We start from the raw sequence: 14,581 nt of genomic DNA, 5'->3' as shown, positions 1-14,581 counted from the left end.
GGAGCGGGGGGAACTGTTCCCGGACCCCCGTCGGATTCGACGCGGCGAGTTCGGGGCGGAGCGGCATGAGGCTCGGGGTCCGGTGCGTCTCAGCTGGTGGTGGGGCCCGTCCAGTCCGTAGGGACGTGGCCGAGGCGGACCCGCTGCGGGTGGTCGCCGACAGGGATGGAGGTGACCTTCTCGCCGGTGGCGAAGTCGATCGCCGTCACCTGGTCGGTGCCGCTCTCGGACACCACGCAGTGCTTGCCGTCTCCGCTGACGGTGGCCCAGTACGGCTTGGAGGCGGTGACGAGCGGGCCCTCCTGAAGGGACTCGCGGTTCACGACGGTGACGTAGTCGTCCATGGTCCCGGCGATGCAGAGCTTGTCACCCCGGGGGCTCATGGACATGCCGTGGTGGCGGGAGTCGTTGACATAGGTGGTGCGATCGTCACTGGTGTCCGGGTTCTTCGGCAGCGTCCTCACCCGGGTGATCTTGTCCGTGTGCACGTCGTACTCGACGAAGCCGTTGAAGAAGGAGACCTGGAAGTACATCTTGGACTCGTCGGGCGTGAAGGCGACGGGGCGCAGGGCGTCGGACAGGTCCTTGCGGCCGAAGGCGTCCAGCCGCTCGCGCATGTCGATGACCTTCTTGACCTGGAAGGTCTTCGCGTCGGCGACGGTGATGCGCCGGTCGCCCTTGGTGAAGTCCTGCCAGGGCGCGTCCAAGTCGGTGTTGACCTCGCCGATGGCCATGTTCCAGAGGTACTTGCCGCCGTCGGTGTAGACGTTCTCGTGCGGCTTGTCACCCGCCGTGAACCTGCCCGCCTCCTTGCCCGTCGCCATGTCCAGGACGTGGACGGTGTTGGAGGTGGAGGCGGAGACGGCGACCTGGGTCCCGTCGGGGGAGACCGCCATGTGGTCGGAGCGGAATCCGGACACCGGGAAACGCCAGTTGATCTTGCCGCTCGCCACGTCTATGGAGACCACGTCGGCGAAACTGGGCCGGGAGGCGATCACGGACCTGCCGTCCTTCGTGGTGTACATGTCGTCGACGTACTGGTCGTGCCCCTCACCCGGCCCGAGCCGGATGCCGAGGAAGAACGCGAGCTTGACGGGGTCGAGGTAGATCTCCCACAGGCGCTCCTTCTTGTCGGGGATCATGTCGATGCGGCCGATCTTGGCGTAGTCACCACGCGAGTTGATGACGTCGGCGGTGCCCTCCCAGTTGTTGCCGACGAAGAACACCTCCCTGAGCTCCTCCGAACGGTTTGCCCGTGCCTCCTTCGGGACCTCGCTCGCGTCGGCCCGGCCGGGGAGGGTGGACACCGCGCCTGCCGTCAGCCCCACGGCGACAAGGACGGTCACGCCGAAGGGGCGCCGACGGCGCGGACGACGAGGAGCAGAACGCGTCAAGGTGAACTCCAGGGGCAGGGACGGGCGGCGCGGCGTCAGAGAGGCCCGCTTCTATTACTGGAGGTAACGTAGCCAGCGGAGGGGAACTTGAGAAGAGTCCCATCCGGCGGGTGCGATCGAGCCTTCCCGACGGTCGCCGCGGGCCGACTCGCATGAGCCGCCTTGCCGCGGGCGTCGCGCATGCCGCCAGCAAGATCCAGCAACGCCGAGCGCAGGGCCTCCTCGCATTGGCCCGATGAGGGATCACTCGACCATCGCGGTGTTCAGCGGTGGGGCAGAGAGCGGCGACACCACCACGTGCCTGCATCAGCCAAGAGCCCGCTACGCGTCGAAGGCCCGTCGGAGCAGTTGGGTCCGCACGACGGGCAAGAGGCATCGAACTCCCGGGCGAAGTCAGTGATCTTCGCCAGGACAACGGCGGTCAGCCACCCGCAGCCTCCCGACTTCCTCCGCACACCGGCAACCCGAGCGTCATGTTGATCCGAATCGCTTGTCATTCTGGGTCGTTGAGCTGGGTGTGAGCAATCTGGTGGGGGACGCGCGGCATCTGTCGCCGTCGGCGCACGAGGCGCTGCGGTTGCGGGCGGTGGCCGCGTCGGGTGGCGGGGTGGGGCCGTGAGGACGTGGCGGCGGTGTTGGGGGTGTCGCTGAAGGCGGTCGACGTCTGGCGGGCGAAGTGGCAGGTCGGCGGGCGGGAGGCGCTGGTCATGCAGCCGCGCGGTAGGCCGGTCGGGGTGCGTCAGGTGCTCGGGGACGCCGAGCAGGCCGCCGTGCGGCAGGCGGTCCTTGATCACCGGCCCTGCGACGTGGGGCTGAGCGGGCAGTTGTGGACGCGGCGGCTGGTCGGTGACCTGATCGCGAAGCTGTACCGGGTGCGGCTGACCGAGGTGGGGGTGGGCAAGTACCTGAAGCGGTGGGGGCTGTCGTTCCAGCGGCCGGACAAGCGGGCCGTCGAGCAGGACCCGGAGGCCGTGCGGCGCTGGCACGAGGAGACCTGGCCGGCGATCCGGGCGGAGGCGAGGAAGGACGGCGGCGAGGTCCTTGGCACACAGCCAACCGGCCCCGCCTACTGGGAGGTGGGCGTCCTGCGCGACGCACCGGCAACGCAGTCACCGGCGCCCGACGCGGCAGCGGATGGCTGTCCTGAGCGCCCTGTACGACCGAGCCGACTTCGCCTCCGCACAGGAACTGCACGAGACCCTCGAAACCGAGGGCATCACCGTCGGCCTGACCACGGTCTACCGGACCCTGCGCGCCCTGGAGCGCGCCGGACAGGTCGACGTCGTGCGGGACAGGACCGGAGAACGTCTCTACCGTCCCCGGCCCACCGACGGCCACCGCCACTACCTCGTCTGTCGCGACTGCGGCTTCAGTGCGGCGGTCGACGCCGACCCCGTGGAACGGTGGGCGGACGGCGTCGCCGAGACCATGAGATTCACCGAGGTGGAACACACCGTGGAACTCTCCGGCGTCTGCGACCGCTGCCGCGTCGACGTAACCGCGCGCGATCCAGCGGAACAGCGCGCCTGAGCGGGGTTCACACCCGGTCGGCAGCGCGCGCTCCGGTTCGGCAGCTCGTGGCGGAGATCCGCAAGGTGCTGGCAAGCTGACGGGTGTGACAGCGTCCGAGACGGTACCCAGCACCGTGATCGCACAACTCAGTCGGCCTCATCACGCCACCGAAGCCGTCCGGCGGGAGCTCACGGCGTGCTGGACGGCGGTCGTCAACGCGGGAGGGGCCGTCGTCCCGACGGGTTGCCCGCTTCCGCCGGTGGCCCAGGCCGCGCTCCGCCCGGCGGTCGAGCGAATCAGTCGTGAACTGTCCCCCGACCACAGCAGACTCCTCGTGGCGAGGGTGGACGGCGTACTCGCGGGCTGGCTGCTGCTGCGCCGCGAGGCGCATCCCCTCGCGGTGCATTGCGGCGTGTTGAACCACGTTCAGACACACGTGCACTTCCGTGGCAGGGGCGTTGGCGCGGCGATGATGCGGTACGCCCAGGGTGTCGCGCGCGCCGAGATGGGGCTGGAGCGGCTGCAACTCGCCGTACGGTCCGGCCTGGGGCTGGAGGAGTTCTACCGCAAGGCGGGCTGGGAGGAGGTCGGCAGGTGGCCGGGCGCGCTGCGCGTCTCCCCCGGCGACGACCGCGACGAGATCCTGATGAGTCTGGCCCTGTGAGAGCGTCGGCAGTTCTGTTCTCGCAGGCGTCGAGCGAACCGCTCACCGACCTCGGGTTCCGGCGGACGAGGAAAGCCCGTCCGCGCCCCCCATGACCGCCACCAGTACGGTGCTGTCTCCGAACTGCCAGACCGGCGCGACGTGGGCGAAGCCGGCCCGACGCAGCAGTGCGGCGTGTCGGCCCACCGCGATCCGCTGGTCGCCACCGCGGCCGCCATGGAGGGCATGGCGCCGCCGACGTTCATCGAGGAGGTCGGTCAGTTCGGGGTCCCGGTCCGCGGCGTCCCACCAGGACAGCCAGTCCTCGCACGCGTGGCTGCCCGAGCGTTCGGACCTGCGACGGCCCACATGGGCGGTGAGCTCCGAGCAGGCCGCCGCATCCGGCGGGAAGTGGTCCCCGTTGACCAGGACGCCGCCGGGGCGCAGCAGGGACGCGAGGGCACGGTAGGTGCGCAACAGCACCGGCTCGGTCAGGTAGTGCAGGGCGGTCGTCGAGACGGCCGCGTCCAAGGGGCGGTCCAGCCGGAGCAGGTCGGTCCAGCCGTCCGCGCCGATGACGGTGTCGACGTAGCGGGCGGCGTCGGCATGGTGGGTGCGTCCCAGTTCCAGCAGCACGGGGTCCATGTCGGCGGCCACGATCTCGGCGTGCGGGAAGCGGGCGGCGAGCCTGGCGGCCAGCGAGCCGGGGCCGCACCCGAGATCGAGCAGCAGGGGGTCGGCGCGGCCGACGACGACGTGCTCGACGATATCGGCGATCACGGTGAACCGCTCCTCCCGGTCCACCGCGTACCGCTCCTGCTGGCGTTCCCAGCGCTCGACCCAGGTCCTGGCCGTCGCCATGCTCACACCCATAGCTTGCGTCACCTCGTCTGTCGCTCGTCCGTGCGGGAGCACCGACGGTGCTACAGATGGTAACGATTATCAATTGCTGTTCATGCCAACGACGCGAGGACTACCAGCAGCCGGTCGATCTCCTCCACCGTGTTGTACACGTGCAGGCTCACGCGTACCGAAGCGTCCCGAGCGTCGGAGCCGGCCTGGCACAGGTTGTCGGCCCGCACCATGAAGCCGTGGCTGAAGAGAATGAACCCGAGATCATCCGAGGGGATGTCGCGGTGCCGGAAGGTGACGATGCCGCGTCGGCGCTGCTCGGCGGGCAGGGCGGAGTCGGCGGACAGGCTCGCCTGACAGCCGATGATCTCGTACGGTCCCAGAAGCGCGAGCCGGTCCGTCAACCGGGTGGCGAGCGCGGTCGTCCAGTGGGCGACGCACTCCGGCCCGATGGTGTCGAGCCAGTCCAGGGCGGCCCGTAGCGAGACGATGCCGGTCGTGTTGGGCGTCCCCTTCCAGCCCTCCGGCCGGAACGTCGGCCCTCGCGTATTGCGCGCCCAGATCACGCCTGAGCCCGGCAGAGCCATCGCCTTGTGCCCCGAAAAAACCACGAAGTCCACGTCGAGGGACGGGTCGTCGAGGTGGACGGGCAGGTGGCCGACGCTCTGCGCCGCGTCCAGGCAGATGGCCACGTCCGGGCCGACCGCCTCGCGGATACGGTGCACGTTCATGTCACCGCCGTAGACGTGGTGGACGTGGGTGGCGGCCACGAAACGGGTCCGCGGGCCCACAGCCTGAGCCAAGACCCGATGGTCGTAGTCTCCGGAGCCTGCTTGGTAGGGCAGCGCCTGCACGCGCACCTGGACACCGCGCTCGGCCAGGAGCCGCCGGGCCTCGATCCAGGGGTCCAGATTGGCCCGGTGGTCGGCGTACGGCACGAGGATCTCGTCCCCGTCGTCGAGGTACGGCACGAGCCAGTCACGGGCGACGGTGCGCAGGCCCTCGGTGGTGCCACTGGTGAAGTGAACGCCGGAGCGGCCCGGTTCGGGGTCGTGGAGGAACTCCTTGACGCGTTCCCGGGTCGACTCCACCAGTTCCGTCGTCCGGTTGGCCCAGGGGTAGGTGCCGCGGCCGGCGTTGGCGTTCGACGTCGTGAGGTAGGTCTGAACGGCCTCCAGCACGGCTCGTGGCTTCTGGGACGTGGCAGCGCTGTCGAGGTAGGCAAGCTCCGGGTGCGCGGTGACGATGGGGAACTGTTCCCTCGCTTCCCGCTGCCAGGACGGGTTCCCGGGATCCGCGGAAGGGAGCGGGTCCGCCGTGCTCATTCGCGCACCAGCGGTGCGCCCGCATCCCGCCAGGCGACGATCCCGCCCGCCAGACTGCGGACGTCCGGGTGACCCATCCGGGACAGCGCGGCAGCGTAACGCAGTGACTTCTCGCCGACGGGACAGGCGAGGAGTACGGGAGTGCGCTTGCTGAAGGGGAGCCCGCCACGGAGCAGTTCCTCGAACACCTCGTCGACGATGTTGAGCGAGCCCTCGATGTGCAGGGCGGCATAGGCGTGCGGGCTGCGCAGGTCGACGACGAGTGGGCGAGGATCGCCCTCGGCAAACCAGCGCCGGGCGTCGTCCACTTCGATGACGCGAGCCTCCGCTCGGGCCTCGGCGTCGGTGACGGCCGCCGCGGAACGCCCACGGCCCGTTCGGCCCAGGAGCTCCGGGCGCCGCTGACGCACATAGCTGAGATAGCTCTCGGCCCGGTCGCACACGATGAACACCGCCGTACGACGCTGCCCCGTCCCATCCAGCTCCTCGTCGGCGTACCGCAGTTGCCGAACCGCCCCTTGGTAGGCGGCTCCGCCGGTCGGTCCGCTCAGCAGTCCGCAGCGGCGGATCAGGGTGATCATTCCGTCGATGGCCTCGTCCGAGGTGACCGACTCGATGGTGTCGTACGTCGCCGGGTCGAACAGGCCGACCTGGTGGACCTCGTCGATGGTGCGGATACCCGGTATGAAGTCCGATTTGTGGGCGACCAGGCCGAGCACCCGCACGCGCGGGTCGTGCTCACGCAGGACCCTGGCGACACCGGTCGACGAACCGGCCGTACCCACACAGGCGATGAACCAGTCCGGCGCCCTGCCGTCCAGATCCTTGACGATCTCGGGGCCGGTGCCCTCCGCGTGGGCCTCGACGTTGCGGGGGTTGAAGTACTGGTCGGTGTGCAGATACGTGCTCCCCGGGTCGGCGAGCGCTCGGTGGAAGTGTGTCAGCGGGTCGTCCGTGTCGGTCGGGTCGAGGCACTCGCTGCGCCCGGGAAGTTCCTCGATCTCCGCGCCGAGAAGCAGCAGAAGTTCCTTGATCTCGGGCACACGCATGCGATTGGTGACGCTCTTGAACTTCACGCCGTGCATACCGGCCAGCAGGGCCAGTGCCTTGGCGGTGTTGCCGCTGGAAAGCTCCACAACTGTCCCGTCACCACTGGTGGCAGCCTCCAGGTGAGGCCGGGCCATGTGCCACGCGGGCCGGTCCTTGACGGACCCGAAGGGGTTGAGCATCTCCAGTTTGGCGTAGAGGTCGATGTTGCGCAGTCCGTGCACGGCGGGATCGATGCGCACCAGAGGCGTGTTGCCTATGGCCTCGGTGATGCTGTCATACCTCATCCGGCTGCTCCCCTACGGGTGTGATCGGCCAGTAGTCCTCGTCCGGGCACCAGTTCCAGGATTCGCCCCGTCGCTCCACCGCGACCGTCCGCGCGACCGGCTGCCGCTGTGCGCGGTGGGCGTGGAAGTCCATCGCGTACCCCGCGGTGTTGACGAAAGCCAGCAGGTCCCCCGCCACCGGCAGCCGCGGCAGATAGACCAGACGGCGCGTGATGAGGTCACCTTCCAGGCAGAGGTTGCCCATCAGATGGACACCGACCGGCTTCCCGTCACCGGCTGCGGTGGTTCCGCCCCTCGGCAGCAGAACGGGGTCCACCAGGACGCCGTGCTCCTCCAGGCTCATGTCACCCGCGTTCATGGCGAGGTGCACCAGGTACTGCCCCGAGTCCGGGTCAGCGGGGCGTACGTCCAGCACGCGCGCGAGCGACAGTCCGCACTGGTCGACGAGAGAGCGCCCCGGTTCGATGTGCAGGTCGTGGAGGTGCTCCAGAAGCAGGGTGGCGGGTGGGCGGCCCAGCACCGGCGCGGGCAGGGAGAGCAGCTCGTCGAGGTACCCGGGGCCTGCGGTGGGGCGGTGCGCGGCGTACAGCGCGGCCGCACCGCGCACCGTACCGCCCTCGTTGCGCAGCCCGTATCCGTGACCGCGCCAGGTCAGCGGCGGGCGGACACCGAGCACCGCCTCGGTCAGCGCGGTTGTCCACCGCTCCCACTCCTCCGCCTCGGCGACGTAGCCGACGCCGAATCCGCCCCCGATGTCCAGGGAGCGCGGCGATAGCCCTCGTGCCCGGCATTCGTCCATGAACAGCACGCACTGCTCCAGCGCCCGCGCCTTCTCCTCCAAGCCGGTGGTGTCGAGGTGATAAGCGGCGCCGACGAACTCCACCGTCTCCGCGTTGCGTTCGAGCGCCGACAGCAGCGCCTCCGTGTCCCGCAACGGAGTGCCGAACCTGCTGCGCCGGGAGAGCAGTCGGGTGCCCGCTCCCTCGCGGCCGGAGGCGTACTCGAAACCTGACAGGCGCACCAGCACGTCAACCCGGCCGAGCCCGTGCGCGCGCACCAGACCGGAGAGCCGTTCCAGTTCGCCGGGCGAGTCCAGGTTGACGGTCGCTCCGACTCGGGCGGCCAGCCAGAGGAACGCGGCGTCCTTGGCGCCGGTGGCCATGATGCGGTCGCCGGTGAACCCGCACCCGAGTGCGTGCCTGAGCTCCTCCACGGATGCGACGTCGACGCCGACGGCGGCCGGGTCCTCCGCCGCCAGTCGCCGCAGCAGGGCGCTGGAACGATTCGCCTTGTGCGCGAAGTACACGCGTCCGGTGAGATGGTGGCGGTCGTAGACGGTCCGAAAGCTGGCGGCGTTCTTGGCCACGGCCTCGGGGAGCAGCACGTTGAGCGGCGAACCCAGCGCGTCGACGAGCGAGTGCAGGAAGTGCCGGTCCGTCAGCAGTGCGTCGAGCGGCGGCTCCACCCTGGGCCTCAGATATAGGGGCGCGTCCACGTATGGCCTCTCCCGGTGTCGGCCGACCACCGAAGCGGCGATCGCTCGGGAGTAGTCGTTTCCAGGTACAACCGCTCCTAAGCCTCGTAGGTCCGGTTCCCGGGCGCAGGCCCCTGCTCAGGGAGAGAGTGCTGAGGTCACGGTCGAGCGCGCTGCCGTGGATGCGTGTGCCCTCGCCGCCGCGGCGGCGAGCCGTGGTGGCGAGGGCGCACACGCGGTCAGTGTCCGGCGACGACGCCCGACAGCTCGTTGGTGCTCTTCGGCAGGGTGACGGAGGTGATCTTCTTCCCCGTCTCCACGTCGATGGCGTGCAGCGCCTTCTTGCCGGGCTCGGAGACGTAGGCGACGTGCCCGCGCACGAACAGGGTGGGCCTGGCCTGCTGCCAGTCCAGCGGCTCCTGCCACTCGCCCACGACGGGGATCTTCTTCTCGATCGTGCCGGTCTCCGGGTCGATGACGTGGAGGGCGCCGTCGGTTCCGAGGACCAGGGCCTCACCGTGCGGGCCGCGGGCCAGCGAGCGGAAGGAGTAGCTGGTGCCCAGGTCGACCAGGCGCAGCTTCTTCTTCTCGGTGTCGATGAGGGAGACGCGGGTGGGGCGTTCCAGCTCGGCCTCGGGGTCGCTCTTGTAGTCACCCAGCAGAACGGGCGAGGCGTCGCTGCCGGCCTGGTTGCCGATCCGGCCGTAGTCGTCGGGTGAGTCGATCTTGGTGAACGTGCCGTTCTGGTAGATCAGGATGCCGTCCTCGCAGCCAACGGCGACGGCTTCGTTCTTGGCGGCGGCTTCGCCGTGGACGCCGGGGCAGTCCTCGTTGCGCGCGATCTCCTTGTTGTTCCGGTCCAGCACCAGGGCCCCGGTGCGCTTCTCCTCGTTGCCCAGGGTGCTCACGAGCTTGCCGTCGGCCAGCTCGATGGCGACGCCGTGGTGCGCCTCGGCGGAGGTGTAGGTGCGCCCTGCCGGCTTCTTCCCGCTGCTCAGTGCGGTGGGGTCGAAGACGTTGACCTCTCCGGTGCCGTCGGTGAAGAGCACAGTCTTTGCGGCGTGACGGACGACGTGGCCCGGCTTGGAGCCCTTGTACTCGATGTCGGTGAGAGCCTGACCGGTGGCGTTCAGGACACGGAATCCGCTGTCCGTGGAGACCATGACGTGGTCCTTGTCGCCAGCGGGGTTGACCCGGTTGAAGCCGGGCAGCTCGATGGTCCTGGCAAGCTTCAGGCTCTCGCCGTCGAGGATGTAGAGGCCGCCGTCGAAGGTGGCGACCAGCGGCTCCTTCACCGCGACCGCGGGCGTGGTGCTCGCGGCTCCGTCGGACTTGGTGGCGGTGGAGGAGCTCTCCCCTCCGCAAGCGGTCAGGACCGCGGCGGCGGCCAGGGCGAGTGCGGTACCGGTGAGGGCTCTGCCGCGTATCGACGTGTTCATCGGTCGGTGTTCCTTTCTGCGCCGCGCGGTGGCGGCATGGGGGTACGGCACTCCGACGCCCGACGGGCGGGTGTGCCGGGAGGAGCGGGGGTTCAGGATCTGGTGGTCAGGTGCCGGTCAGACCGGTGACCATGGCGGTGGTGTTGGAGCGCATCATCCGCAGGTAGGTGTCGGCTCCCGCGCCCTCGGCGGTCAGGGACTCCGAGTGGAGTGCGACGACGCGGACCCCGCCGCCCGTCTCCGTACGGAGTACGTCGGCGAGCCGTCGGGGCTGGGAGGAGTCCGCGAAGACGGTGCGTACGCCCGCTCTCTCCATCGCCTGGGTGAGGGAGCGCAGATCCGAGGAGCTGGGTGAGGCCAGCGTGGTGCCGCTGGGGATGACCGCGCCGATCACCTCCAAGCCGAAGCGGTCGGCGAGGTAGCCGAAGACGTGGTGGTTGGTGACGAGGGCGCGCCGGTCCGCGGGGACGCGGCCGAAGGACTTCTCCATCCAGGTGGTGAGGTCCGTGAGCTGCTTGGTGTAGCGGTCGGCGTTGGCCCGTATCGTGCCGGGGTCCACACCCTTGACGTGTTCGACGACCCGGTCGGCTATCAGGCCGGTGACCTTGCGCATCCGGTCGGGGTCCGTCCAGAAGTGCGGGTCGGGCTGTCCTTCCTCGCCCTCGGGCCCGCCGTCGTCGGCGGTGTGGAAGGTGAGCGGGTCGGCCGCCTCGCCGGCCGCGAAGGTGGCGACACCGGCCGCGCGGGCGGCGTCCACGTGCCGCAGGACGTTCTCCTCCAGGCCCAGGCCGTTGTGGACGACCAGGTCGGCCTGTTCCAGCTCGGCGGCCTGGACCGCCGACAGCCCGAAGGAGTGCGGGTCGGCGTTGGGCTTCATCAGGACGCTGACATGGGCCTCTTCGCCCACTATCTCGCGGGTGACGTCACCGAGGATGTTGGTCGTGACGACGATGCTGGGCCGGTCGTCACCGGTGGTGCAGGCGGTGGCGGTCATCGCGGTCACGAGGACGAGGAGGCCCGCGACCAGACGTCGCAGGCGAGCGGTGACCACCTCCGCGCGACGCTTCGCTTCGGTTCGAGTCATCGGCCGGTCTCCGCCATGAGGACGGGCTTGACGTCCAGGTCGAAGGTGCGCGCGATGCGCAGGCCGTCGTTGTAGTCGATTTCGAACACCTTCTTGCCCTCGGGGTCGTTGACGTAGGCGCGGCTGCGGTCGACCTCGATGACGGGGGCGGAGCCGGCGGAGTCGTCCCGTTTCCCTGCTGTCAGCAGGGGTTTGGTCCGTGCGGTCTGCTTTCCGGTCGCGATGTCATAGCCGTGTACGGAGCCGTCGGTCTCCAGAACGAGCAGCGGGGAGCCCTCCCCGGCCGTGTTGGCCGCAACGACGGGCCCGGTCTCCACCCGCTTCCAGTTCCGCTCGGCGACGTCCAGGACCCAGACGGCGTCGCCCCCGGCCAGGGCGGTGAGGGTGTCGCTGCCTGGGCGATGGCGGAAGGAGGTGGCGCGTTCCTCCTCCGGGACGTGCTTTCCGTACGGGATCTTCTCGGCGGTGAAGGCACCGTCCTGCGCACGCACGAGCAGGGCGCCGTCGGCGCAGCCGAGGATCACGCCGCGCCGGGTGACCCCGTCTCCTCCAGGGGCTTCGCACGCCACGTCCGGGGAGGCCACGCGTTCGCCCTTGCGGTCGAGGACGACGAGTTCCGTGGTGCCACCCTGGTTCGCGAAGGCGAGCAGGTGCTCCTCGTACGGCACGACGGCGCCGACGTAAGTGCCGCCCAGCGTCCGGGAAGTAGCGATCTTCCCCTTCTCCAGCTTGCCGCGGTCGTAGAGGACGGTCCGGCCGTTCTCGTCGGTCACCGCGGTGACGGCGACATCACTGCGTATGCGCGCCTGGCTGCCTGCGGGAATCTCGCCCACGTCCCGTGTCGCCGCGCTGTAGTAGTGGACATGGTCGCCGTGGTCCACCATCCACGCGCCGCTGTCGAGCACATGGGTGCCGTCGGCTGCTTGAAGGTAGCCGAACCTGCCGTCCATGCCCAACCGAACGGCGTCCTTCACCTGAGTCGTCCTGTGTACCTTGCCGGTGACGAGGTCGAGGACCCTGGTGTTTCCGCTGCCGGGGTCGTTCAGGAGGAGCCGGGACTGCTGTTCGGCGGTCTCCTGGGCCCCCTCGACGTACCCGTGCGGAGTGGAGGACGGGGGTTTCGCCTCGGATCGCGTGGCGTTGGGCTCCTTTCCCGCGCAGCTCGTGGTGAGCAGCGCGGTGAGCACCAGGGCGGCCGATGCCCAGGGAGTGACGTTTCTGCGGATCGTCATGTCGATCGCTTCCGGCTTCTTTCAGTTGGCTTCGAGCAGGGGTGCCGCCGGGGAGTGAACCTGGCGTGTACGGCGGTCACGCAGGCCGGACAGCACGTGGGAGAGGAAGAACAGACCCACCGCGAGGGCTGCGACGGTCGCGCCGGCCGCGGTGCTCAGGTGCCAGGACAGCAGCAGGCCGCCGAACGTGGCCGCGCTGCCGGTCAGGGCGGCGAGCGCCATGACTCCGCGTACGGAGCGGGCCCAGGGCAGGGCGGCCGCCGGTGGCGCGATGAGCAGGCCGAGGACGAGCAGCGTTCCCACGATGTGGAACGAGGCGACGATCGCCAGGCCGAGCAGGCCGAGGAGTACGGCGTGGGCCAGGCGCGGCCGCAGCCCCAGGGTGTGGGCCTTGCGCGCGTCGAACGCGAGGGCCAGGAAGGCACGGTGGCCGAGGACCGAGACCGTCAGTGCCGCGAGCAGTGCCGCCGCGAGCACGAGGAGGTCCTGCTGTCTGACGGCGAGGACGTCCCCGAAGAGGAATCCGGTCAGGTCGACCGCGAAGGACTGGGAGCGGGACACGATGATCACACCGAGCGAGAGCATGCCGACGAACAGCAGCCCGATGCCGGTGTCCTGCGACAGCTTCGGCGTACGGCCCAGCGCGGTGACGCCCGCCGTCATGACGGCGGCGCTGACCACCGCGCCCGCCATCAGATTGCCGCCGAGGAGCGCGGCGACCGCGACGCCCGGCAGCAGCCCGTGGGACATGGCGTCACCGAGGAAGGCCATCCCCCTCAGCACCACCCAGGTGCCCGCCAGCGCGCAGATCGCGGACACCAGCATCCCGCCCCACAGGGCCCGCTGCACGAAGGTCACCTCGAACGGGACCGTCAACCATTCCATGCACCGGACACTACAATGAAAATCATGTTCAACAAACCGCGCACCTCACCCACGCCCTCCGCCGGCCGGACTGCTTCCCTCCGCTTCTCGGAGCTGTGCGCCGGCTATCCAGGGCGCCCTGTCCTCGATCAAGTCAGCGGAGAAATAACGGGGTTGACCACGACGGCGCTTGTCGGCCCGAACGGCAGCGGCAAGTCGACCCTGCTCGGCGTGCTCGCGGGTGTGATCAAGCCGACATCCGGCGACCTCTTCCGCGCCGGTGACCGGCCGCCCGCCTTCGTGCCGCAGCGCGGAGCAGTGGGCGACACTCTTCCGCTCACCGTTCGGCAGACCGTGGAGATGGGGCGCTGGGGCGAGCGCGGTCCATGGCGCCGGCTCACCGCACGGGACCACGCAACCGTGGACGCGGCCCTCGACCGGCTCGGTATCGGCGACCTCGCCTCACGCCAACTGGGCGAACTCTCGGGCGGGCAGCGGCAACGCGCCCTCATCGCCCAAGGTCTGGCACAGGAATCGGACCTGCTACTACTCGACGAGCCGACCACCGGCCTGGACCCGGAGGCCAGGGACCGGATCGGGGCACTGCTGACGGAACTCGTCGCCGACGGGGTGACGATCGTCCAGGCCACACACGACCTTGAGGTGGCGCGCGCGGCCGACACCTGCCTCCTGCTCCAGGACGGCCGCCTCGTGGGGCAGGGGCATCCGGACCAGGTCCTCACCACGTCGTCACTGACGCGAATCTGGCAAACGATCTGAGGAGCCCGGCGCACGCAACCTCGACGGCCGTGCCGGGCAGGGCCGAGCGATGCCCAGAACCCGGGTGTTCGCCCCGGACAGCAGGCCCTATCCCGCACGACCGCCTGCCCGGCGGGCACTCACGCCGGACGGGCAGGCTGGTGCGCGTCGGCTCAACGCTTGAGTCCGCGCGGGGAGGTCGCGAACTTCCCCCAGGCCGTCGATGTTCCAGGGGCCTACGATCCCCACACCCCGTCGGGCAACGGCCGAGCCGCTCGCTGGAGCTGCTGGTTCACCCCTCCTATTTGGTACGGCCGGAAAGCGCCCCTACAGTCGTCACATCCTGGGAGCTACCCGAGGAACGACAGCCGCACCCGGCGCTCCGCATTATCGACGTTCGTGTCCGCCAACCTCCCCTGAGACGACCGTCACGGTACCTGGTCAGGCCCCACATGGCTGGCTGGTCGGAGGGAGCTCGTATGAAGGGAAAGCCGTCTTGGAGCAGAGCGGTGCGGACTCAAGAGTCGCCTCGGATAGCGGCCCGGCCATAGAGAGGCGGCGGAGCCCTGTACGAGCGAGCGCGAGCAGCCGGCCGCCCCTCGCCTCTGCCCGGCCCCGCGAGGGCGGGAACTCAGCGCGGGTCACCTGCGACTCCCTCCTCGTCCCGGC

At 69.8% G+C, this 14,581-nt stretch carries 12 protein-coding genes and 1 pseudogene; 4 read left to right on the top strand and 9 right to left on the bottom strand.

Annotated features, from left to right (window positions below; translation table 11 throughout):
• Positions 1-89 precede the first annotated feature (89 nt).
• Positions 90-1,346, bottom strand: coding sequence for a YncE family protein (locus tag DJ476_RS31175; protein ID WP_107499805.1), 1,257 nt, complete (start codon positions 1,344-1,346; stop codon positions 90-92).
• 755 nt (positions 1,347-2,101) lie between these two features.
• Between DJ476_RS31175 and DJ476_RS35850 the strand changes: the two are divergent.
• The 3 genes and pseudogenes from DJ476_RS35850 to DJ476_RS31160 all read left to right on the top strand — a co-directional run.
• Positions 2,102-2,329: pseudogene (locus DJ476_RS35850) on the top strand (winged helix-turn-helix domain-containing protein); the annotation flags it as partial.
• 199 nt (positions 2,330-2,528) lie between these two features.
• Entirely contained in the window at positions 2,529-2,924 is a 396-nt protein-coding gene (locus DJ476_RS31165) for a Fur family transcriptional regulator (RefSeq protein ID WP_103417887.1), read from the top strand.
• A 115-nt stretch (positions 2,925-3,039) separates the two neighbouring features.
• Positions 3,040-3,570 (top strand): GNAT family N-acetyltransferase, encoded by a 531-nt coding sequence (locus DJ476_RS31160; protein WP_318294819.1) that lies wholly within the window; start codon positions 3,040-3,042, stop codon positions 3,568-3,570.
• 42 nt (positions 3,571-3,612) lie between these two features.
• On the opposite strand, the gene DJ476_RS31155 is transcribed toward DJ476_RS31160, so the two are convergent.
• From DJ476_RS31155 to aztB, 8 genes are all read right to left on the bottom strand, one after another.
• Positions 3,613-4,422 carry a class I SAM-dependent methyltransferase gene (locus tag DJ476_RS31155; protein WP_103417885.1) on the bottom strand — a complete coding sequence of 270 codons (810 nt, stop codon included), beginning with the start codon at positions 4,420-4,422 and terminating at the stop codon, positions 3,613-3,615.
• Positions 4,423-4,502: 80 nt separating this feature from the next.
• A complete protein-coding gene (locus tag DJ476_RS31150; protein WP_112492073.1) occupies positions 4,503-5,726 on the bottom strand; it encodes an aminotransferase class V-fold PLP-dependent enzyme in 1,224 nt (407 codons plus the stop codon).
• Entirely contained in the window at positions 5,723-7,060 is a 1,338-nt protein-coding gene (locus DJ476_RS31145; protein WP_112492072.1) for a pyridoxal-phosphate dependent enzyme, read from the bottom strand. Before DJ476_RS31145 ends, DJ476_RS31150 begins: the two co-directional genes overlap by 4 nt.
• Positions 7,050-8,555, bottom strand: coding sequence for a Y4yA family PLP-dependent enzyme (locus DJ476_RS31140; protein WP_318294818.1), 1,506 nt, complete (start codon positions 8,553-8,555; stop codon positions 7,050-7,052). The genes DJ476_RS31145 and DJ476_RS31140 overlap by 11 nt, the downstream gene beginning before the upstream one ends.
• Positions 8,556-8,773: 218 nt before the next feature.
• A complete protein-coding gene (gene aztD, locus DJ476_RS31135; RefSeq protein WP_103417881.1) occupies positions 8,774-9,973 on the bottom strand; it encodes a zinc metallochaperone AztD in 1,200 nt (399 codons plus the stop codon).
• 106 nt (positions 9,974-10,079) lie between these two features.
• A complete protein-coding gene (aztC, locus tag DJ476_RS31130; RefSeq protein WP_103417880.1) occupies positions 10,080-11,057 on the bottom strand; it encodes a zinc ABC transporter substrate-binding protein AztC in 978 nt (325 codons plus the stop codon).
• Complete coding sequence (locus tag DJ476_RS31125) at positions 11,054-12,289, bottom strand: hypothetical protein (protein ID WP_112492070.1); 1,236 nt, start codon at positions 12,287-12,289, stop codon at positions 11,054-11,056. Before DJ476_RS31125 ends, aztC begins: the two co-directional genes overlap by 4 nt.
• Positions 12,290-12,310: 21 nt before the next feature.
• On the bottom strand, positions 12,311-13,174 hold the full coding sequence (gene aztB / locus DJ476_RS31120; RefSeq protein WP_112492069.1) for a zinc ABC transporter permease AztB: 864 nt from the start codon (positions 13,172-13,174) through the stop codon (positions 12,311-12,313).
• Between the two features lie 15 nt (positions 13,175-13,189).
• Here aztB and aztA point away from each other — a divergent pair, with 15 nt between their 5' ends.
• Entirely contained in the window at positions 13,190-13,933 is a 744-nt protein-coding gene (gene aztA / locus DJ476_RS31115; RefSeq protein WP_112492068.1) for a zinc ABC transporter ATP-binding protein AztA, read from the top strand.
• Positions 13,934-14,581: the final 648 nt, after the last annotated feature.

Origin of the sequence: Streptomyces bacillaris, from assembly GCF_003268675.1 — a bacterium.
In the GTDB taxonomy this organism is placed as follows: domain Bacteria; phylum Actinomycetota; class Actinomycetes; order Streptomycetales; family Streptomycetaceae; genus Streptomyces; species Streptomyces bacillaris.
The sequence above is the reverse complement of the archived record's forward strand: the minus strand, read 5'-3'. Positions and strand labels throughout refer to the sequence as shown.